26 protein-coding genes are annotated in these 20,405 nt (G+C 42.6%); 8 read left to right on the top strand and 18 right to left on the bottom strand.

Features of this window, described 5'->3' with window-relative positions:
- Positions 1-7: 7 nt before the first annotated feature.
- On the bottom strand, positions 8-805 hold the full coding sequence (locus BAU16_RS11130) for a TIGR00282 family metallophosphoesterase (protein WP_048604509.1): 798 nt from the start codon (positions 803-805) through the stop codon (positions 8-10).
- A 156-nt stretch (positions 806-961) separates the two neighbouring features.
- Between BAU16_RS11130 and lepB the strand changes: the two genes are divergently transcribed.
- Together lepB and BAU16_RS13615 are read left to right on the top strand one after the other, a co-directional pair.
- Positions 962-1,483, top strand: a complete 522-nt coding sequence (lepB, locus tag BAU16_RS11125; RefSeq protein ID WP_048604510.1) for a signal peptidase I — start codon at positions 962-964, stop codon at positions 1,481-1,483.
- Positions 1,484-1,597: 114 nt separating this feature from the next.
- Positions 1,598-1,759 (top strand): hypothetical protein, encoded by a 162-nt coding sequence (locus BAU16_RS13615; RefSeq protein WP_171000772.1) that lies wholly within the window; start codon positions 1,598-1,600, stop codon positions 1,757-1,759.
- Positions 1,760-1,800: 41 nt separating this feature from the next.
- Here the strand turns inward: BAU16_RS13615 and pepT are convergent, their stop codons facing one another.
- From pepT to BAU16_RS11100, 5 genes are all read right to left on the bottom strand, one after another.
- Positions 1,801-3,024: a peptidase T gene (gene pepT / locus BAU16_RS11120; RefSeq protein WP_048604511.1), complete on the bottom strand. Its 1,224-nt coding sequence runs from the start codon at positions 3,022-3,024 to the stop codon at positions 1,801-1,803.
- Positions 3,025-3,097: 73 nt separating this feature from the next.
- A complete protein-coding gene (mgsA, locus tag BAU16_RS11115) occupies positions 3,098-3,520 on the bottom strand; it encodes a methylglyoxal synthase (protein WP_048604512.1) in 423 nt (140 codons plus the stop codon).
- Positions 3,521-3,634: 114 nt separating this feature from the next.
- Positions 3,635-4,276: a hypothetical protein gene (locus BAU16_RS11110; protein ID WP_161527094.1), complete on the bottom strand. Its 642-nt coding sequence runs from the start codon at positions 4,274-4,276 to the stop codon at positions 3,635-3,637.
- A 33-nt stretch (positions 4,277-4,309) separates the two neighbouring features.
- Positions 4,310-5,086: a Cof-type HAD-IIB family hydrolase gene (locus tag BAU16_RS11105; protein WP_137604847.1), complete on the bottom strand. Its 777-nt coding sequence runs from the start codon at positions 5,084-5,086 to the stop codon at positions 4,310-4,312.
- Positions 5,087-5,114: 28 nt separating this feature from the next.
- The gene (locus tag BAU16_RS11100; protein ID WP_161527093.1) at positions 5,115-5,753 is read right to left on the bottom strand and encodes a DNA alkylation repair protein; all 639 of its coding nucleotides are present in this window, start codon (positions 5,751-5,753) and stop codon (positions 5,115-5,117) included.
- A gap of 253 nt (positions 5,754-6,006) precedes the next feature.
- Between BAU16_RS11100 and rpsD the strand changes: the two genes are divergently transcribed.
- Positions 6,007-6,612, top strand: coding sequence for a 30S ribosomal protein S4 (rpsD, locus tag BAU16_RS11095; protein ID WP_048604516.1), 606 nt, complete (start codon positions 6,007-6,009; stop codon positions 6,610-6,612).
- 158 nt (positions 6,613-6,770) lie between these two features.
- Positions 6,771-7,214 carry a DUF2798 domain-containing protein gene (locus BAU16_RS11090; RefSeq protein WP_048604517.1) on the top strand — a complete coding sequence of 148 codons (444 nt, stop codon included), beginning with the start codon at positions 6,771-6,773 and terminating at the stop codon, positions 7,212-7,214.
- A gap of 69 nt (positions 7,215-7,283) precedes the next feature.
- On the opposite strand, the gene BAU16_RS11085 is transcribed toward BAU16_RS11090, so the two are convergent.
- A complete protein-coding gene (locus tag BAU16_RS11085) occupies positions 7,284-7,667 on the bottom strand; it encodes a hypothetical protein (RefSeq protein WP_048604518.1) in 384 nt (127 codons plus the stop codon).
- A 394-nt stretch (positions 7,668-8,061) separates the two neighbouring features.
- Between BAU16_RS11085 and BAU16_RS11080 the strand changes: the two genes are divergently transcribed.
- Entirely contained in the window at positions 8,062-8,607 is a 546-nt protein-coding gene (locus BAU16_RS11080; protein ID WP_161527092.1) for a biotin transporter BioY, read from the top strand.
- 54 nt (positions 8,608-8,661) lie between these two features.
- Here BAU16_RS11080 and BAU16_RS11075 read toward each other — a convergent pair whose 3' ends face one another.
- From BAU16_RS11075 to BAU16_RS11055, 5 genes are all read right to left on the bottom strand, one after another.
- Complete coding sequence (locus tag BAU16_RS11075) at positions 8,662-8,934, bottom strand: HU family DNA-binding protein (protein ID WP_048604521.1); 273 nt, start codon at positions 8,932-8,934, stop codon at positions 8,662-8,664.
- Between the two features lie 99 nt (positions 8,935-9,033).
- Entirely contained in the window at positions 9,034-9,639 is a 606-nt protein-coding gene (locus BAU16_RS11070; protein ID WP_161527139.1) for a DUF1054 family protein, read from the bottom strand.
- 99 nt (positions 9,640-9,738) lie between these two features.
- Positions 9,739-10,248, bottom strand: a complete 510-nt coding sequence (locus BAU16_RS11065) for a QueT transporter family protein (protein ID WP_161527091.1) — start codon at positions 10,246-10,248, stop codon at positions 9,739-9,741.
- A gap of 164 nt (positions 10,249-10,412) precedes the next feature.
- Positions 10,413-11,183 carry a 3-oxoacyl-ACP reductase gene (locus BAU16_RS11060; protein ID WP_442896823.1) on the bottom strand — a complete coding sequence of 257 codons (771 nt, stop codon included), beginning with the start codon at positions 11,181-11,183 and terminating at the stop codon, positions 10,413-10,415.
- Positions 11,162-11,386, bottom strand: a complete 225-nt coding sequence (locus BAU16_RS11055) for a DUF2829 domain-containing protein (protein ID WP_048604524.1) — start codon at positions 11,384-11,386, stop codon at positions 11,162-11,164. The genes BAU16_RS11060 and BAU16_RS11055 overlap by 22 nt, the downstream gene beginning before the upstream one ends.
- 212 nt (positions 11,387-11,598) lie before the next feature.
- On the opposite strand from BAU16_RS11055, the gene BAU16_RS11050 reads away from it, so the two are divergent.
- Positions 11,599-12,330: an MIP/aquaporin family protein gene (locus tag BAU16_RS11050; protein WP_048604525.1), complete on the top strand. Its 732-nt coding sequence runs from the start codon at positions 11,599-11,601 to the stop codon at positions 12,328-12,330.
- A 48-nt stretch (positions 12,331-12,378) separates the two neighbouring features.
- Here BAU16_RS11050 and BAU16_RS11045 read toward each other — a convergent pair whose 3' ends face one another.
- The 4 genes from BAU16_RS11045 to BAU16_RS11030 are packed head-to-tail and all read right to left on the bottom strand — an operon-like array spanning position 12,379 to position 15,816.
- Positions 12,379-13,275 carry a metallophosphoesterase gene (locus tag BAU16_RS11045; RefSeq protein WP_161527089.1) on the bottom strand — a complete coding sequence of 299 codons (897 nt, stop codon included), beginning with the start codon at positions 13,273-13,275 and terminating at the stop codon, positions 12,379-12,381.
- Between the two features lie 3 nt (positions 13,276-13,278).
- Positions 13,279-13,650 carry an iron-sulfur cluster biosynthesis family protein gene (locus tag BAU16_RS11040; protein WP_048604527.1) on the bottom strand — a complete coding sequence of 124 codons (372 nt, stop codon included), beginning with the start codon at positions 13,648-13,650 and terminating at the stop codon, positions 13,279-13,281.
- Between the two features lie 48 nt (positions 13,651-13,698).
- A complete protein-coding gene (locus BAU16_RS11035) occupies positions 13,699-14,265 on the bottom strand; it encodes a GNAT family N-acetyltransferase (RefSeq protein ID WP_161527088.1) in 567 nt (188 codons plus the stop codon).
- Positions 14,266-14,271: 6 nt separating this feature from the next.
- Positions 14,272-15,816, bottom strand: coding sequence for an amidohydrolase (locus BAU16_RS11030; protein ID WP_161527087.1), 1,545 nt, complete (start codon positions 15,814-15,816; stop codon positions 14,272-14,274).
- 139 nt (positions 15,817-15,955) lie between these two features.
- On the opposite strand from BAU16_RS11030, the gene BAU16_RS11025 reads away from it, so the two are divergent.
- Positions 15,956-16,405 carry a YueI family protein gene (locus tag BAU16_RS11025; protein WP_048604530.1) on the top strand — a complete coding sequence of 150 codons (450 nt, stop codon included), beginning with the start codon at positions 15,956-15,958 and terminating at the stop codon, positions 16,403-16,405.
- Positions 16,406-16,422: 17 nt separating this feature from the next.
- Positions 16,423-16,830, top strand: coding sequence for a hypothetical protein (locus tag BAU16_RS11020; RefSeq protein WP_048604531.1), 408 nt, complete (start codon positions 16,423-16,425; stop codon positions 16,828-16,830).
- A 53-nt stretch (positions 16,831-16,883) separates the two neighbouring features.
- Here BAU16_RS11020 and gshAB read toward each other — a convergent pair whose 3' ends face one another.
- Positions 16,884-19,136: a bifunctional glutamate--cysteine ligase GshA/glutathione synthetase GshB gene (gshAB, locus tag BAU16_RS11015; RefSeq protein ID WP_161527086.1), complete on the bottom strand. Its 2,253-nt coding sequence runs from the start codon at positions 19,134-19,136 to the stop codon at positions 16,884-16,886.
- A 257-nt stretch (positions 19,137-19,393) separates the two neighbouring features.
- On the bottom strand, positions 19,394-20,401 hold the full coding sequence (gene ftsY, locus BAU16_RS11010; RefSeq protein ID WP_048604533.1) for a signal recognition particle-docking protein FtsY: 1,008 nt from the start codon (positions 20,399-20,401) through the stop codon (positions 19,394-19,396).
- Positions 20,402-20,405 lie beyond the last annotated feature (4 nt).

The following is a 20,405-nucleotide window of genomic DNA, read 5'->3' as shown; positions in this document are numbered from 1 at the left end:
TATTCGCTTATTCGTCAAATGGTCGATCGTCACTGATTTGAATCGTATGGATTGCAGTTGCTTTGCCTGTTCTTTCATCAATATCAATCAGGCAACCGGATAAAATGGTTCGACCGCTTTCCACTACTTCAAACCGCTGAGGCAACGTCGTCAAAAATCGTTCAATCACGGGTTCTCGTTTCATGCCTAAGATACCATCATAAGGACCGGTCATGCCTGCATCTGTCAAATAGGCGGTTCCTTGCGGTAAAATTCGAGCATCATTGGTTTGCACATGGGTATGGGTTCCGACGACGGCTGAAACACGTCCATCAAGATACCAACTCATCGCTTGTTTTTCACTTGTTGTTTCCCCGTGGAAATCAACAAAAATCAAGGATGTTCGTTCCCGTGCCGTTGCCAACAGCTCATCGATTTTTCTAAAGGGATCATCCAACGCCACCATAAAGGTTCGTGCCTGCAGGTTGATCACCGCAAGCTCTACTTGATTGACCTTGACAAAAACCATCCCCATTCCCGGTACTTCTTCAGGAAAATTGGCTGGCCGAATCATTTTTTTCGCTTCTCCGATAAATTCAAAAATATCCCGATTGTCCCACGTATGGTTTCCCATCGTGACGACATCGATTCCATCTTGTAAAAATTTTTTATAGATTTTTCCGGTGATTCCCCGACCAGAAGCTGCATTTTCTCCATTGCAGATCGTGACTTGTGGACGGTATTTCTTTTTTAATTTTGGTACATATTCTGTAATGGTTTTGCGGCCAAGAGCACCGACAACATCCCCAATAAACAATACCCGCACAATTTTTCCTCTTCTCTTTTTGACATCTTTCCTTATTATAGTTGTTTTTGGGTGGAAAAAAAAGCCCGCCTCCTTTTTCAAAGGAAAAGACACTTTGCTATCTAGTTTATTGAATTTTGGTTAGAATAAAATTAACAAACGAAAAGGAGGAGACTTATGGCGCGATTTTTGAAAAGAATCGGATTGCTTGCATTATTTGTTGTCGCTATTCTATTGATCCGTCACTATATCATTACTCCAATTATCGTCCAAGGAAAATCCATGCTGCCGACACTAATCAATAATGAACGCTTGTTGATGTCCAAAAATACTGACAATATCCAACGATTCGACATTGTGGTTTTCGATGCACCTAATGAGGATCGGAATTATATCAAGCGAGTAATCGGTCTGCCGGGAGAAACGGTGGAAATTCAAAAAGATCAGCTGGTAATTGACGGGAAAAAATACACCGAAGAATACCTTGATCCAAAATTAAGTGAAGAAGTTTTGACCACTCGTGAAACATTTACCGAGGACTTTGTTTTTGAAGTTCCCGCGGACAGTTATTTCGTTTTAGGCGACAATCGAACCAATTCCACTGATAGCCGTTACATTGGCGCAATTTCTAAGGAGGAGATTGAAGGTGTCGCTCGAATCGTTTTGTGGCCGTTGGATCGTTTCGGCGGGATAGAATAACACGGAATTATTTACAATCGTGTATTCCATCACAAACAAAGCGGTTTTCTTCGTTGTAAAAGCATGATAGAATAACATTGTAAGCATTATCAGAACTAACTGGAGGGATTCTTCATGAAAAAAAGTAACGAGGAAGTTTTGGCACGTCGCATCAACGAATACAAAAAGAAACGCGAAAAAATCGTGAAGGCCGCAGTGCAGGAGCACAAAGAAAACATGCCGGAGCGAAAAACGCTGCATTTTAAATTTGTCAAAGAGTCGACTGTCAAAAAATAAAAATGGCAGGCAGAAAGGAATTTTCCTTTTCTGCCTGCTTTTTATTTCCCTCCGCTCGCCAGGCGAACGATTTCAACAATCGTATCTCGGGCTTTTTCCATAGCTTCCAAGGTAATGAACTCATATTGCCCATGGAAATTTTCGCCCCCTGTAAATAAGTTCGGTGTTGGGATTCCTTTATAGGAAATTTTCGAGCCGTCTGTCCCCCCGCGAAAAGGAGTGATCTTGATGGGAATTTTTAAATTTTCCATCGCTTGTTTGGCATAGGTGACACTGCGGGGATCTTGATCAATAATTTCCCGCATGTTGTAGTATTGGTCAAACAAACGATAGCTAATCCGTTCCTGCTGCAATTCTTCATTAAGTTCGGTAATGATTTGCAAAATCCTTTGCTTGCGGGCTTCAAATTTTTCCCGATCATGGTCCCGAATAATATAGTGGAGCTCTGCATGACTGATATCCCCGATAAATTTATTCAGCAAATAAAAGCCCTGATATTCCCGTGTTTTTTCCGGAACTTCTGCTTGAGGCAGTTGTTGATCGATTTGCTCCCCAATTTTGATGGCATTGACCATTTGCTGGTAGGCTGTTCCGGGATGAACACTCGTGCCATCAATAAAAATTTCGATTTTTGCCGCATTGAAGGTTTCATATTCAAAATGCCCTACGCGTCCACTGTCTAAAGTATAGGCAAACGCCACCGGAAAATCGTCAGGATCAAACAAATCTGCTCCTCGACCGATTTCTTCATCTGGACCGAATGCCACCCAGACATCACCTCTTTCAGCAGCTGGAACCTGTTTTAACAATCGAATTCCGTCAATGATTTCGGCGATCCCGGCTTTATCATCTGCTCCTAAAAGAGTCGTGCCGTCAGTTGTGATCAACGTTTCTCCTACATAATCCAACAAATTAGGAAATTCCGTGACCGATAACACAATCTGCTTGCCCTCATTCAGGACAACATCCTGCCCATCATAATTTTCATGGACTTGCGGTTGACTATTTTCCGCAGAAAAATCTGCGGTGTCCACATGGGCAATAAAACCTACCGCTGTTTTTTTCGGATCACCTCTCAAAACCCCGATGGTAAAACTATTCTTCGGGTGATAGGCAACCTGTTCCAACCCCAAGTCGAGTAATTGATCCTTCAACAGCAATGCTAGATCAACTTGACCAGGCGTCGTAGGAATCGTAGTTGAGGTTTCATCGGAACGAGTATTGATTTTGGCATAACGTAAAAAATCGGTTAATAATTCTGACATATTTTCACCCTATTCTAAAAATGCGTTTCTAAAATTAAAATAATCACCCTATGCATGGAAGACGACTTCTTTTTCAAAAAGAAATCGGCTTTTCTTCCAGCTCGTGTACAATGTCACGAAAATCAGCAAAACCAGCATCTAGTCCCCGTAATAAAATTTCTGCGGTGCCAATATTCGTAGCCAAGGGAATTTCATACACATCCGACAGGCGGATCAGTGCCGTCACATCTGGTTCGTGGGGTTGTGCCGCTAATGGGTCCCGCAAAAAAATTACCATGTCCAGTGCATCTTCTGAAATCATCGCGCCAATCTGTTGATCTCCTCCCAATGGACCAGATTTGAAGCGATGAACTGGCAAGCCGGTTGCCTCTTCAATTCGTTTTCCGGTCGTTCCCGTGGCAAACAATTCATGCTTCACTAAAATTTCCCGATATGCTGTCGTCAGCTTGACCATCATGTCCTTTTTGCGGTCATGGGCAATCAATGCAATCTTCATCTCGTTTCCTCCGCTCTTTCTTTTTCTTAACGGTATCACACACAACAAAAAAAGCCTAGCCAGATTATTATCCGACTACGCTTTTACAACTTCCTTTTCGCAAGTTTGCTTTCGTCACATCCGTAACAGTGCAAGCAAATAGCGAATCAGGCGATAGACTAAAAACAATAAGAAAATATTCCCAAAAATAAAACGAAACAAATCCGTGATTGATCCTTTGATATTTGTCAAAGAAAAACGCCGCAAGAAACGGGGAAGCCGACTGTAGCCGTTTCGTTTTAAACGAAAACTTTCTTCGTAGGTTAATTCCAACATGTCATAATAAACCATTTGTAGTGGTTGGGAGGAGAAAAATGCTTTTTCAAAGCCCACCATCAGCGTGAACTGTTTGTTTCTGGAAGGAAAATTGCGAACTTTGACTTTCTTGATGTGTATTTCCTCTTGCCCGGTTTCTTTTGCGGTGTAGCTGTATTCATCCTCCACCAACTGATAAATTTGAGCCGGTTGATTTTTTCTTAAAAAAGCGTCGTAGATTTCATCAAATTTACGGCTTTGAAGTACCAGATAAACGAATAAAGCGATGAGTATCAGCAACAAAAAACCATTTATCAACAAGCTATCTCTTGTGATTGCTGAATAGACAGCCAACAACAGTCCGCAAACTGCCAGCAAACTCAAACGCAACCGATAATATCCTTGGTACATCAGTTGAATGGAACGACGATAATAGTCAAAGTCCTCTTTTACAAAATCCATGAAACAGCTCCTCTCAAAACTTAACGGGGTAGTTTATAGCAAATGTAATTCTTTCAGTGCTTTCCAAATACCGTCTTGTTCATTTGATGCCGTGACAAAATCCGCTTCTGCCTGCACTTCTGCAGTGGCATTGCCCATCGCAATCCCTAAGCCGGATTCCCGCAACATTTCCCGGTCGTTTAATCCATCACCAAATGCGACAACATCTTCTCTATCAATCCCTAGACGATTAGCAACATTTAAAATCGTTGCCGCTTTTGAACCGTTTTTCGGCACAACATCAACACAATTTTCATGCCAACGAATGAAGCGTAATTTTTGATATTTTTGATCAAAATAACCTTCGTATTGTCGGCTATAAAAAGCCAGTGCTTGATAAACCTCTTGATCTTCTACGAATAATTGATCCAATTCCGGTAATGTCGCCCCAAAGGATTTCATCGCTTCGTCCATGACCTCTACATTAATTGATGTAGAACGTTTCGCAACATCCATACTGATAAAGGCTGTATCGATTGCCAATTGATTGGCTTCTTCTACGAATTGATCCAATTCAGAACGGTCTAAAAGATTCTTATAAATTTGTTGATGATCCAAAAAAGCGGCGGCACCGTTACATAAAACATAATTAGTAAATCCAAGATCGCGAATCACATCTTTAGCGTGAAACCGACTTCTACCGGTGGCTATTGTCACCAAATGCCCGGCTTTTCGCAGTTCTTCCAGTGCTTCCATCGTGCTGTCCAGCGGTTGCTTCTCATTGTCAAGAAGGGTTCCATCAATATCAAAAGCAAAAAGTTTTCGTTTCATAAGGGTTGTGTCGTCTCACTTTCTTATTCTATAGATACTTACTAGCTTCTCGAGTCGCCAACTTGCTGAAGTGCTGGTTCAAAAGCACCTGTCGGACCCATTCAGGATTCGTTTTGCTGTACTCTCTTAATGCCCATCCAATGGCTTTTTGAATAAAGAACTCTTCTGTATTCATATCATACTCAATGGCTTTTTTCAACAGCTCTCGGTCAGTTTTTTCCTTGAATTGCAACTGCAATGTGATAGCGATTCGCCGCAGCCAAAAGTCTGGTTGCTGATCAAACAGTAAGAAAACCGCTTCCAGCTTTTCCGGATGCTGCAAGATCCAAGTACCAAAAAATTTTCGCCAGGAATCGATACTGTCCCACCATTCCTTTTGCGCAGTCAAAACAAGCAGTTTTTCCAATTCCTCAAAGGAAAATCGACGGACATTTTTTTGTGCCAAATCGATTGCCAAATACTGGTATTCCCGTTTCTCTTTTTGATAATAGGTCGTGATCTCCACCAAAACGTCCTCTACCGACCAATTTTTGCTGGCAGTTAGAAGCGATTTTTGCAGGAATGCCCGTTGCGGTTTTGGTACACCGGCAAAAGGAAACCGGTTTTTCATATATTGTGCCATTGCTATAGCATTTTCTTCATTTTTCGGAAAGATTACTTGCTCCATGCTCATTCCTCCATTGCTCATTTTCCAGCGTTTTTCCGCTGCCTTCCTTGACATAAGCTGTCTAAATAAAGTATACTACCATTTGTGTAAAATAATGCAGCAGAAAGATAATAACTCGTCACCAGTTCGTTGCCAGAATGGTTCAATTGTGTAACCGCGGCTGCAAAGGTGAAGATTGAAGAACGGACTGCACGAATATGAATTTTTCATCGGATTATTTTACTCCAAAACTATTTTATTGGAGGAATCTTTAATGTCTCGTTATACTGGACCATCATGGAAAATATCCCGTCGTCTAGGTATCTCTTTGTCAGGAACTGGTAAAGAACTAGCACGTCGCCCTTACGCACCAGGTCAACACGGACCAAACAGCCGTGGCAAAAAATCTGAATACGGCTTGCAATTAGCTGAAAAACAAAAACTTCGTCATATGTACGGAATGAACGAACGCCAATTCAACAACTTGTTCGTTAAAGCAAGCAAGGTCAAAGAAGGAAAACATGGTGTTAACTTCATGATCTACCTAGAACAACGTTTGGACAATATTGTTTACCGTTTAGGTCTTGCAACAACTCGTCGTCAAGCACGTCAATTAGTCAACCATGGTCATATCTTAGTTGACGGCAAACGTGTGGATATCCCTTCATACCACGTTGAAGTGGGTCAAGTGATCTCTGTTCGTGAAAAATCAAAAAATATCTCAACAATCAAAGATGCTGTTGAAGCAATCGTTGGACGTCCAGCGTTTATCAGCTTTGATGATGAAAAATTAGAAGGTTCATTGACTCGTTTACCAGAACGCGACGAAATGTACCCAGACATCGATGAAGCCCTTGTCGTTGAATTCTACAACAGATAAGCGTCTTTTCAAAAAAGAGCAACCTCTCGAGGCTGCTCTTTTTTTGTCTTGAAATAAAAAACAGAAAATTTTCATCGCATTTTTTCAAAAAAAACTTACGAGAAACGCTAAAATATGTTAGGCTAACCTTCGCAACAAAAATTGAAGGAGGAATTTACTTGCCAACAAACAAAAAAGAAGGAATTATTTTTACCACGATGATGTGCTTTCTCATGGTTTTAGGAATGAGTATCTATAATCTTTGGCTGCATGATTCATTGACACTAACGGAGCTGCTTATCGGCTTGATTCCCGGTTTTATCGTCGCTTTTATTTTGGATGTTTTCGTTGTCGGTGGACTGGCGAAAAAAATCGCTTTTTCTTTACCGATTAATCCAGAAAAAAAGCTGATTTTAATCCTGACGATTTCTACCTTGATGATTTTAGGCATGGTCACTTGTATGTCTTTATTCGGAATTTTAATGGAAAATGGACTCAACGAACAGCTTTTCAGCCAATACTTGACCGCCTGGAAAATGAATGTCATTGTTGCACTGCCGCTACAATTACTTATCGTCGGACCAATTTCCCGTAAAGTCTTGCAACAAATACAAACGGCTTAATTTTTTTAGTGTTTGGTCTCTTTGACCAGACACTGCCAAAACGGCATCTTTACATAAAGTTCTCAACGGTTACAACAGAAAATTTTTTTCAAAATCATTTTTACATAGAACCGCAAAAACCAGCACCTCAGCAATAAAAAATACTGTCTGGACCAACGAAGATTGCCAAAATTCCGGATAATGCCACCAGTGAAAAATAATCTCCGTCGTCCAAAAGGAAAGCACCACATAGGCGATCCCCCAAAGGACCCGGGAGGAAAGTGCTTTTTTCATGATTGTACCTGCCACAAACAAGCAGAGCATCACCACCAGCAACAAGATTTGAATCTGATACGCTCTTTCACTAAAGGTTGACGGTTGCGCCATTTTTATTGAGGAATCAAATAAGAAAAAACCGCTGATCCCCGTATTGACAAACAAAAGCAAACGATACAGCAAAAGCAACTTCCCCACCCCTCTCTGCTCCATCTCTTACTAAAAGTATAGCAAGAAAGCCGTCAGACCAAAAATGATAGGGTCTTCTGGTGCTGATTACTTTCCCGTAAAATAATTTCCAGATGACTTCCCACCCCTTGATACCCCTTGTGAATTATCACTTCATCAGAAAAATACTGTTTGATTTCCGGCGCTAAAAATGGATAGTGGGTACAGCCGAGAACAACGCTTTTGGTTTTTCTTGGGTACATCTTCAAAAATTTCTTAACCAAAGCATCCAAAAAAAAAAGCCTTTTACCGATTTTTACAAAAAACACGAAAAAAACTTTACATTTCGTAAACCAAATAATATAATTTCGTTAACGAACGTCAACTAACTAAAAAATAAAAGTTAACGAAAGAAGGATTACTTATGCAATTCACTTTACGGGAACAACTCACTGCCGCAATTTTTGCGGGCATTATCGCAGCATTATCGCCAATAACAATTCCATTCGGTCTGATTCCCATGACCCTGCAAACATTTGCTGTGGGGTTGACCGTGACAATTTTAGGCGCAAAAAACGGAACCTGGGCAGTGTTGATTTATTTACTATTGGGACTTTTGGGCTTGCCGGTTTTTGCGGGAGGAACTGCCGGAATCGGTGTGCTGTTTGGACCCACGGGAGGGTTTTTGATTGGCTTTATTTTTAACGGTTTGCTGACAGGATGGCTCGTGGAAAAAATGCACTATTCCTACCTTGGGGGCTTCTTGGGAAATATTCTTGGGGCTTTCGTCACTCTGCTTTTTGGTACCCTCTGGTTAAAGCTCAGTACAGAAATGAATTGGCTGGGAGCATTTAATGCCGGAATGGTGCCTTTCTTACTGCCGGGAGTGATCAAAGCTGTAGCAGCCGGGGGAATCGGCATCATGATCCACACCCGTTTAAGCAGCTATTTGCTTCGTTTGAATAAATAAAAAAACCTGAAACCAAAGACGTTTTTGCGTCCGCTAGGTTTCAGGTTCTTGTTTTTAGTTCACTGATTCTTTTAATTGTTTGCCTGGTTTGAAAGCTGGATTTTTTGAAGCTGGAATGGTGATTTCTTCCCCAGTTTGTGGATTACGGCCTTTTCTTGCGGCACGGTCACGTACTTCAAACGTTCCAAATCCCATGATTTGAACACTTTCACCGTTTTTTAAAGAAGTTTCAACTGTTTCAAGAACAGCTCCTACAGCGGCGGTCGCGTCTTTTTTCGTTAATCCGGATTTTTCTGCTACTGCTGCGATTAAATCTGCTTTATTCATGTAACTTTCCTCCTGATTGAAAATAACTTTTTGAAGTGCATTAGCAACTCCTGCTTCTTATTCTATCAAAATCCTATAAACACTACAATCAAAACCTTTTCACACCTGCATTAACAAATTGTACAGAGGGACTAAAGCAAGATAACTCTCTAGCATATAAGCCTTGGCTTCTTCCGGATGTTGCCACAGTTCACTGTCTTTTAGAAGCACACGCCCTACTTGAAATTCCCCTTTTTTCACATCCCGCAAACGCCGTAAGGTTTTTTCCAAGGTTGTACTTTCCAGCGGCAGCACAGCATTTTCCATATGGTTTGGGCTAAGGATGCTATCGTTTGGCAGTTCTTCAAACAGCTCGTGATGTGTCAACATTTTTTCCGCCATTTCACTTTTTTGCGGTGGCTGATCAATCAAGGACAGCCACATGAAAACATACTCTTCACAAATGCCTAATTGGAAATGGGGCTCCATTTTATAGCCCCGCTTTTTTTGACTCAACGCTGACAGGGTACTTTCCGGTGGGTACACGCTTCGGCGGCGATGCTGGGCAATATGAAGAAACAGCTCTTTTTGAATCCGTTCCTCGATTATCGGCTGAAATTCAGCCTGTAATGAATGAAAAACCGGTTGGATTTCTGCACGAATAGCAGCCATTCTTGGCTCCAACCCAGCAATAGTAAAAACTGCAAAACTTTTTTCCGTGAACAACAAACATCCCTCTTTTACTTTTTCCATCATTGTAGTCGTCTTTTCTTTTTCAGACAACAAAAAACAGCTCATCCTTCAATCGAAATGAGCTGTGACATTTTATTTCGTTAAGTCGATTCGTTTGCCGATAAAATGAATGATGACCCCGCCAATCGTCATGGAGACCAATTCCCCTAAGCCGATGATCAGCCAATTATAGAAAAATGGTGCTTGGTATAAAATAGTCAACTGACCGGCAACGGTAAACATAGAGACAGCAAAAACCAGCGCTGTGACCACCATTTTATTTTTCATTGATTTCATCCGCTTTGTCAGCCATTGATTAAACAACAGCACAAAAAGCGTGCAGATACTCCCTACCACGACATCGATCAATCCATTGGGTGAAGCGATGTTGGCGATTGCCACGCCAACGGTTACTGCCCAAATGTATCGCTTATTGTACAACGCCAGATAATTAAACATTTCTGATAAGCGAATTTGTACCGCACCAAAACTGATGACTGCCAGAAAAACCGTGACTACCACATATAAACTGGCAACCAGCGCCATCTTAGCAGTTTCTTTCGTGGTCCAGCGAGAAGCTGAACGTACCTCGTGATTATTCATTTTTCGACACTCCTTTACAAGTCAATGACTTGGTAATAACTGCGACCAAAGGATTGAAGTGCCGCAGTGCGGAAATTTTCCGCTATCTTTTATCTTAATCAAAAAACCGCATCTGGCAAGAGCAGATTGCCAAAAAAGATTGGCTTCGCTGTTTTTTTCTTCTTTTATTTTAACAGCCAGCCGCCATCGATCGGCAGGATATTTCCCTGAAGGTAGCTAGCCTGTTCACTAGCCAAAAATAAGGTTAGATTGGCAACCTCTTCCGGCTGTGCCCAGCGTTTGACTGGTGTTTCGTCGGCGACCCATTTGGCCATCTTTCCTTCACCGGCAAAATCCGCTGCATTCATCGGTGTTTGAATTGCACCAGGAGCGATTGCAGCAACGTGAATACCGCTGGCTGCGTAATCCAGCGCTAATTGCTTGGTAAATCCGGCAATCGCATGTTTAGAGGTTGTGTAGGCAATTCCGCCACCACCAGCCACAAGACTGGCAATAGAAGCCATGTTAATGATCGTCCCATTTTTTCGGGCAAGCATCGTCGGCAAAACGGCTTTTGTTAAATGGAACATGCTATCCAGGTTTGTTCCTAAAATATGACGCCATAGTGTTTCGTCGGTTTCCATCAGCGGACGGTAATCGTCCAAAACGCCGGCGGTATTCAGCAAGATATCAATCCGACCAAATTTTTCCAGACATTGCGCAACAGCTTGTCGGCAAAATTCGGCTTCTTCAAGATCACCCATTAGAAAAAACGAGGTGGCGGGGAATTCTTCCTTTAATTCGGCTCCCTGTGGTTTTTTATCCACACCAAAAATGATTCCTCCGGCAGTTAGAAAAGCTTTTGCCTGTGCCAAACCAATGCCTGAAGCTACTCCCGTTACGAAAACGACTTTTCCGGTAAATTCGTTTGGCTTCATGGGGTCACGATCTTCCAATCCTCTGCTAAAATGTCACAAACTGTCGGTGCAAAACTTGAAAAACCTTCGTCTGAGGTTTTAATCAATAGATACGGTGTTACTGGATGTCCTTCAAATTCATCCCCGGCAACGAATGTCACGTATAATTCAAAACCACCCCAGCCTTCCCGGATGATTTTTGCTCCCTTTTTTAGTTGGGGTAAAATCTCTTCAAATGTCATCTTTTTTTCCTCCTTTTTTCTTTGTTCCCACTATACCTTTTCCCTTCACAAAAAACAATTTGCAATTTTAATGTATTTCTACTTGAAAATTTTCAGAAATTTTGGTTACATAGTAATGTTTGGTGTTTTCCGAGCGATCATTTGATTTTTTCTATTTGCACTGATTGCATTGCTCTGCATCACTGACAAAAAATATTAGGAGGAAGTATATTTTGGATTATTCATTAATGACTCGTCTGGCAGCGGAATTTGTCGGAACTGCTCTGTTAATTATGTTAGGAAATGGTGCAGTAGCAAACGTAGACTTGAAAGGCACAAAAGGATATGGCAGTGACTGGATGCTGATTGCTGTAGGGTATGGCTGTGGGGTTATGATTCCAGCTATGATGTTCGGTTCGATCAGTGGAAACCACATCAATCCCGCTTTTTCGATTGGTTTAGCCGTAGCCGGTATGTTCCCTTGGGCAGAAGTTGTTCCTTATATCATCGCACAATTACTTGGTGCCATTGTTGGTCAATTAATTATTGTTGCCTGCTACAAACCGTATTACGATCAAACAGAAAATCCTCAACACATTTTGGGAACTTTCTCGACAATCAATAGTGTTGGTTCAAAACTCAACGGATTCGTTAATGAATTTGTTGGTTCATTTATTTTGTTTCTTGGTGCCATCGGAATCACGAAAGCACCTTTCTTCCAAGACAATTTGGGAACAGCCCACTTTGCTTTAGGTTTCTTGGTTTGGACACTGGTTGCATCCTTAGGTGGACCAACTGGCCCCGGCTTGAACCCAGCTCGTGACTTCGGTCCTCGTTTGGTTCACGCTTTACTGCCTTTGAAAAATAAAGGCGATTCCCAATGGAGCTATTCATGGGTACCCGTTGTTGCGCCGATTTTAGCCAGCATCGTTGCAATTCTATTTTATAAAGCACTCTTCTTATAAAATTTAGCCAGAAAAAGGCGTGAAAATCTGCGGATTTCCACGCCTTTTTTAGTAGGGGACAAAGGTGATTGCCTGCTGAATTTCTTCTACCAGATGTTGTTCTTTGTATGCATCAAAAAGCGGCTGGTTTTGTCGAATAATCCCGCGAAATTTCAAGGGATTTATCTGATCAATCAACTGGTATTCCGACATAAACTGTCGGGTCAGCTGCCATTCATAAAAATAGCCGAAGGGACGACAACTGTATTCAATCCCATTAATCGTTTTGTCGGCAAAACGCCGATGAGTATGCCCAAAAATCACTTGTTTTACATTTGGATAGTGATCCAAAACTTCCCCGATAGCTTCTGAACCCAGAAAAGCATTCAGGGCATTCCATCGTGAAAAACTAGGATCGGTTTGATAAACGATAAATTCCCGTCGCGGCACAAAATGAGTCGCCAAAATAATTTGTTTCTTTTGTTGAGACAACTGATCCAAGGATTGTCGCAATTGCGTGATGATTTGTTGCGTAATCTCAGGATCGCTGGCTTTTCGCTGAATCATACGGTCATACCAATACAATCGCTTCATTCGCAAAATCTTTTGTGGGTCCAAATTTGTTGCATACTGGTAATCGTACCAGCCATTCATCCCTAAAAGAACAGTATTTTCAGAAAGAGGTAGTGTTCGAAAATTCAAAAAGCGTGCATCGTCAAATTCTTCGATCCCGCTTTCTGAGAGATCTGCCATTTCATGATTGCCCCAATTAAAGGTCGTCTGCCAGTGTTGTTGAAAAAAATCAAACACGGCCAATGCCGCATGAATGTGATTGGCGGTATCGCCGGCAAAATGTACTCGGGTGGTTTGAGCAGCCTGCAGGACCCCAGCAATTTTTTCCAAATCTTCAGTGGTCAGGCGATTGATATCTACATGCAGGTCACTGATTACGGCAAGTTTTCCCATTTTTCAGCCTGCAAACTTCTGATCGACGGAAATGATCGGAACATTATCTGCCAATACACCACTTTTTCCTTTAAGCTGAATCGTTCCATAGGCAGAATTAAAAACAGCTTCGACTTCTGGTTCCAAATATTTTTCTGCGGAATGCTTAAAATAAATTTCCCCAATCTCAGTCGTCAATCGTTCGTCATAGATGGCCGTATCACTGCTGTGTCCTTGCGCCACCAGTAAAAAACGAAAGCTGACATCCAAACGACAAGTGATAGCCGTTGCGGCAAACGGTCCTTCTCCATCTTCAAAATCAAGAAAGAGCCGATCACCGGCTTGTTTTTTATCAGTCAGTTTTTTCTGAACTTCTTTGCTTAAATGTAAAATCATACGCTTCCTCCTTTGCTTTTTCACAAATAAAAATTTAGAAAACTTCTGTTAAACGATGGCTTGTTGCATCCAACGCTCGTGGGTGATGGCGTGAATCGCCACATCCAGAATTTCCCCTTTACGGATTCCGGCAGAGGCAAGGACCCCTTCTTGCTTCATCCCAATTTTTTCCATCACCCGCTTGGACGCCTGATTCCGAACATCCCGCAAAGCAAAAATCCGTGCCAGATTCATTTCTTCAAAGCCTAATTTCAACAAGACTTGCACCGCTTCCGGCACGTAGCCTTTTCCCCAATAGGTTTTGTTCAGTACATAGCCAAGTTCGGCGGCACTTTTTTTGACCCGCAGATCAATCGTCCCAATCAATTTTCCCGAACCAGGTTCTTCAATGCCATATTTGCCAAAAGGAGCCGCCATAAAATACGTAGCAATGGCTTTTCTCGTGTCTACAAGCGTTTGGTGGGCCAAAAAAACAAAACGAGTGGTTTCTTCGTCACCGGCATAGGCAAACATGTCTTGGGCATCTGCCAATGTTACTGGACGCAGGCGCAGACGTGGTGTCACTATTTCCTGATGCTCTGCAAAAACCAATGCCCTATTTTCTTCTTGTTCCATAAATTTTCACACCTGCTTTCCTTGTAAATACAATGCCTCGACTGTCAGAGCCGGCCATTTTTCCGCCGTTTCTTCAAAAATATCTTCGGATAAGACAATGAAATCCGCCGATTGTCCGACTGTCAGTTTTCCAGTGGCCGTTGTCGGAACAATTGCTGCCGCAGCCGTTGTATAAAGTCCCAGAGCTTCTCGTAAAGAGAGACGCTCCTCCTGATTTAAGTCTTCACCCTTTGCTCCTTTGCGGGTCACTGCCGCGGTTAAACTCGTCAATACATCATCCGGCGCCAGCCATGCAGTTGCCGGAGCATCGGAAGAAAGTGCGGTTGGAATGCCGCTTTTTTTCATACTCTTTAACCGATACGTTTCCCGCAACCGTTTGGTGTCTAAGTTTTGAGAATAAGACGCATATTCTGCATACAAAAAAATAATTTGTGTGACAAAGGCAAAATTCATTTTTGCGTTGGCAAATGCTGCCAATAGTTCATCGGATAATAGCGTGGCATGTTCAATTCGAACGGAAGGAATCGCAAGCCAAGGTTCTTTTTTTCCTAACGTATCTAAAATCAACTGAAGAGAAGCATCTCCCATCGCATGAATCGCAATTTGGCAATGATTGGCTTTGGCAAAATCATAGGCATTAAGTAAATCTTCCTGCGTGTTGATGGTAAAACCAGTCGTTTCTGAATTTTTAAAGGGTTCCTTCATATGGGCAGTTTGGTTGGAAATCGTGCCGTCCATAAAAAGTTTGATTCCTGCCACATGAACCTGCGGATGGGTAGCTTGCGGCAGGTTGCCGTTTTTCACCTCATCCCAGGAATAATACAAATAAACTGTTTGTGGCAGGCCTTGACGACACGCCTCACTATAAATCTCACCGTAATCAAACGGCTGGCGTAAACTGATCATATCGGAAATCACACCAATTCCTCGCTGCCGGTAATGGCTGCCCAACTGTAAGGTACGAGCAACTGCCGCCTCAAACGTCTCCTGATTTTTGACTTTTTTGATCAATTGACTAGCACCATTTTCAATCATGACCCCATTGGGCGTGCCGTCCGAAAACCGCCCAATCTTGCCTCCAATCGGCTCCGGTGTTTCCTGTGTGATTCCCGCCAACTGCAATGCTGCAGAATTGACGACACAAGAATGGCAGTCAGAACGCATCACATAGACCGGCTGTGTCAAGGAGACTTGATCCAAATCGTGGCGAGTTGGCGTACGTCCTTCGGCTAATTTTGATTCGTCATATCCCCAGCCTTCAATCCAGCCACTTTGATTGGGGGAAGCCTCTTTTAAGGCAGCGATCATTGCCTTGATACTAGTCACATTCGGCGGTGTGCATGCTACCCCGTTTAAGGTTTCACTGAGCCAAAGGGGGTGCGTGTGGATATCCCAAAAACTCGGTAAAACCGTTTTTCCTTGCAAATCAATGACTTCATCTGCCGCAGCTTCCGGCTGATTTCCCAGCCAGATCACTTTCCCGTTTCCCACCATCATCGCTGAAACAAAACCTTCTTCTTGATAAATTTTGCCGTTGATAAATAGCTGCATAAAAGAAAATCTCCTTCTTGGCTTTTTCTTTCATTATACTGAAAGCAGAAAAAAACTCACGTCTCATCCCTTATTTCTGTCATTAAACTCCGATGGAAATCATGGTATAATAAAGTATCTGAATGAGAGGGGGAAGAAAATGGCTGAAGATCAGTTGCAACAGCATTTAGATAAGGGACGGTATGGCGCACCTTTAGTCAAACCCGAAGAACAGCACAAATACATGGGAACTTTTCGTGAACGCTGCTACCTTAGCATGACCATCGCCGAAATGAAAAAGAAAACAAACCAAGAAAAATTGGTGCTTGAATTGGACAAACACCAAGATGTCACGATTCTTTTAAATGGACAGCTCCCGGCTACTCTACAAGGAGAATACATCCAATTAGCAACCAAACATCAAGCCAAGTTTACGATCGTCAATGACGTGGACAACAAGCCCGACTCTTTCGGTTTGCTGCTCACCGCCAAAGAAGCGGTCAATGAACCAGAGATCGATGTGGAGAAAAAATATCCAGAAGAACCCGTGAAGGAAACGGAGCCGGAAGACCCCGACAAAGAAAGTTTTTGGAAAAAATTGTTTCACTAATGTCAGGAGGAATTTGTATGCCCAGCTATACGGTTTTAAAAGAAGAATTGTTGAAAGCGCTTGATACTCACATTGATATTTTGAAAGACGTTTCTACTATCGATTCAGAGCATTTGGACGGAATTACTTTCATGATGCGCAGCTTCGGTTTCATGCTTGACCGCGCACCAAAAGTTTTGCAAGAAGAAGACCCGGAAGAAATGAATTACCTGATGTTTCAATATTACAGCTTGTTGACGGAGCTGAAATACAACCTTGCTTTGAATTTTTCTTACGCCCAGCTGAATCATAAAAGTCTATTGGCGATCGTCAATGATTTTCCAACTACTTATGAAAAAGAAATGAAGCAGTGGTGGGAATCCTTGACTGGTCTGGAAGTGGAAGAAACCAAGCAAACCATTGAAATCAAAAGTTTTGAATTTTAAAAAAATCCTTTGTCAGTCGCCGGTTGGAAATGGCGCCTAACAAAGGATTTTTTTTAATTTATTTCTGGAAAGAGAAAATTCAGAACCTTCAGCGTTAACCGTTGTCCTTTACCGGCATAAGGATACACGTGCATATGCATCGCCGGATTAAAGTTGGCTTCGATAATTCCGTAAGCCTGCTTTTCATTTGCTGGATGGGTTTTATCCGGGATCACTAGGTCGATACCACTGATTTTCGCCCCCAATGCGTTGACGGCGGCTACAGCGATTTGTTTGTAATCGTTAGAAAATTCGTCGGTGACATCGATGGAATCTCCACCCGTAGAAACATTGGAGTTTTCCCGCAGATAGACCACGACCTCTTTTTCCGGTATGCTCTCTGGGGTGTAGCCTTGCGCTTTTAACATCAGCTTCTCGACTTCTCCTAATTTGATTAATTCCAGCGGTGCCCGGTGATTCGTCCCCCGCAATGGATCCCGATTTTTTTCTGCCACCAATTCCGCGATGGTTTGCTTACCGTCCCCCACAATATTGGCGGGTACCCGCAGCATAATTCCCTGAACTTTGCCATCTAAAACAAAGAAACGATACTCTGTTCCCGGCAAAAATTCCTCCACTAAAATTGCGCGGTCTTCCGCAAAAGCAATCGCAACCGCCGTTTCATAATCTTCTTCACTGACTCCGTCTTTGAAAATCGAAATTCCCAAACCGTAATTCGTCGATTTTGGCTTCACTACGATCCCTTGCTTGGCAAAACGGGGATAGGCCCGCAAAGCTTCTTGCTTCTCCGTGAACTCTTCTCCCTCCGGCACTCGAAAACCGGCTTGTGCCAACACTTTTTTCGTCACCGTTTTATTAGCCATCATCAATGGAACGACATAGCGATCCTTGCTAGTCATATTGGCATTTTTGACATATTCCACATGCTCGGCAAACTGCAACTTCAAAAATTGATCCTGTTCGTCTAAAACTTCCACGAGAACTCCCTTTTGAATCCCATCAAACATAAAAATTTGTGTAGACAATTCCATTTGTCGAAATCCTGCCAGCTGATAAGGTTTTTTCCAGGCATTTTCATGGTTTTGCTTTGCTAAAGCGGTGGCTACTGCCGTTTGTGATGTTTCTTGGCTGGCATGGTACAAAGCTGCCGCCAGTGTTTGACTAGGGTCTTGCAGGGCTTCCTCCATAAATTGGAAAAAATCAGCCTTCAACGGTAAATGCAGTGCCGCTGCCATTTGTTTCATCTCAGAAAGAATCTGTTGCCCTTCTGCCAAATATTCAGTCGCCGAAGCGGGATGTTCCAATGCGACGCGATTATTTCTTTCATTGCCTTCTGCAACCCATTCATCGGCAGTTTTTTCTTCTTCCTTCCACAACATGAAAAGCATAAAAATGTGTAGAAAATCTACCTGCTCCTGATCGATTCCATAAGGGGCAAAGGGATTTAGGTCGATGTTTCGCAATTCAATATAGCGAATACCGGTCTCTTTCAAATCGGCAACTTTTTTTCCCCCACGCAAACGAACCGGTGCATAAAATTCTTTTTCCTCCGAAAGTTTGCCTTCTTCCACCATTTGCGCAATATTTTCTAAATAGGTCGGCAAACTACTATAAGAAACTTGTACATTCTCATGATTGGTATACCCATACTCACTGCTGCGAATACTGCGAACAGGTTCTTTGGGACCATCCTTTAGGAAATAACGGGCTTCACTTACCGGCGATGCGCCGTATAAATAAGTAATCAGCCAACGATAACGCAAATAATTACGGGTTACCCGTAAATACAACTCCGTCTTAAACGCTTCACATTCGCTGATTTCTGTCTGCTGGTCAAAAAGCGCCATAATCAGCTTTTCGGCAAATTCAAAATTGAAGTGGATGCCGCTGACCATTTGCTTGCGCCGACCATATTCTTTTGCCAGATATCGGCGATACAGCACGTCTTCAAAAGCATCCAGTTTTGCCAAAATAATTGCTTCTTCTTTTTCCGGCAATGCTGGCGGCATACTCAAAGGCCAAAGCATCTCAGACATAGAACGATAGGCGACATCATGGATTGCTGCCAACCAGCGCATCAATTCGCTGGAAGACGTAGCGACCGGAGTAATCAGCTCCATTTGTGTTTCAGCAAAATCAGTTTGGATATACGGGTGATACGAACGATTACCCAAGATTTGCGGATGGTCGGTCGTTGCCAAATTTCCCTCTAGATCGATTCGCTGACTTTCCTTTTCTACACCAAACCGTGCTTGCAGCAGGTAGGGTTGGACGAATTCATTTTTTAATAGTTGTTGATAATTCATATATTTGCATCCTTCGCTGACTTCTTTTGCTCACCGCTGCTCATTTTTTCTGTGCAAAGGGAACATTCCCTCACAGTATAGAGGAAAAAAACGAGAAACAAAACGGAATTGCTCAAGATTTTTTTATCTAAGTTGTTCCCATTCTACCATAAAATAAAAAGGAGCAACCCAGTGTTTTGATAGAAAAAGCAATGGTATGAAAAAACACCTCCTTCTCCAAACAACGAAAAATCGTCTTGGAAAAGAAAGTGTCCTGCTTATTCGTCTTGCAACAATCCTTTAAACAGCCCAACGACAAATTCATTGGGATCAAAAGGTTCTAAATCGTCGATTCCTTCTCCCAGACCAACTAATTTGACCGGCAGATGCAATTCGTTACGAATCGCCAACACGATGCCGCCTTTTGCGGTTCCGTCCAATTTAGTCAAAACCAGTCCAGTAACATCGGTGGTTTCTTTAAACTGCTTTGCTTGAACCATCGCATTTTGTCCCGTGGTGGCGTCTAACACTAGCAAAACTTCATGGGGGGCTTCCGGAATTTCCCGTTGGATCACCCGTTTGATTTTTTCTAGTTCATTCATCAGATTGATTTTGTTTTGCAAACGTCCCGCTGTATCTACCAGCAAAACATCCGCCTGCTGTGCCTGAGCTTTTTTGATTGCGTCAAAAACAACGGCTGCCGGATCACCGCCGGCTTTTCCACGGACAACTTCTACATCGGCCCGTTCTCCCCAGACCACCAGCTGATCGATCGCACCGGCACGAAACGTATCGGCTGCTGCCAGCAACACTTTTTTGCCTTCCTGCTTGTATTGATGGGCCAATTTCCCGATGCTGGTCGTTTTCCCTACGCCATTGACACCAACAAACAGCATGACTGTCAATCCTTCTGGCTGCAGATTCAGGTCGTTTACTTCATTCACACCTTCTGCTTCATACAAATCAACCAGTTTTTCAATGATTGCATTTTGGATTTCTCCCGGCTTCTTCGCATTCCGCAACTTGACTTCCTGCCGCAATGATTCGCTGATTTTGATGGCTGTCTCAAAACCGACATCCGCACCAATCAACGTCTCTTCTAATTCTTCAAAAAAATCCTCATCGACTGTCCGAAAATTGGCAAACAGTTCATTCATTCGTTCGCCAAAGGTTTTTCGGCTTTTTTCCAGTCCTTTGTCGTATTTTTCCTGAACCGCATCTTGCTCTTCCACCGATTCTGTCGTTTCGCCGGTAAAAGCTTTTTTGATCTTGTCAAAAAATCCCATGAGA

Origin of the sequence: Enterococcus sp. JM9B, from assembly GCF_009933265.1 — a bacterium.
Classification (GTDB): domain Bacteria; phylum Bacillota; class Bacilli; order Lactobacillales; family Enterococcaceae; genus Enterococcus_C; species Enterococcus_C songbeiensis.
Note: the sequence above shows the minus strand (reverse complement) of the source record. Positions and strands in the feature narration are given on the sequence as shown.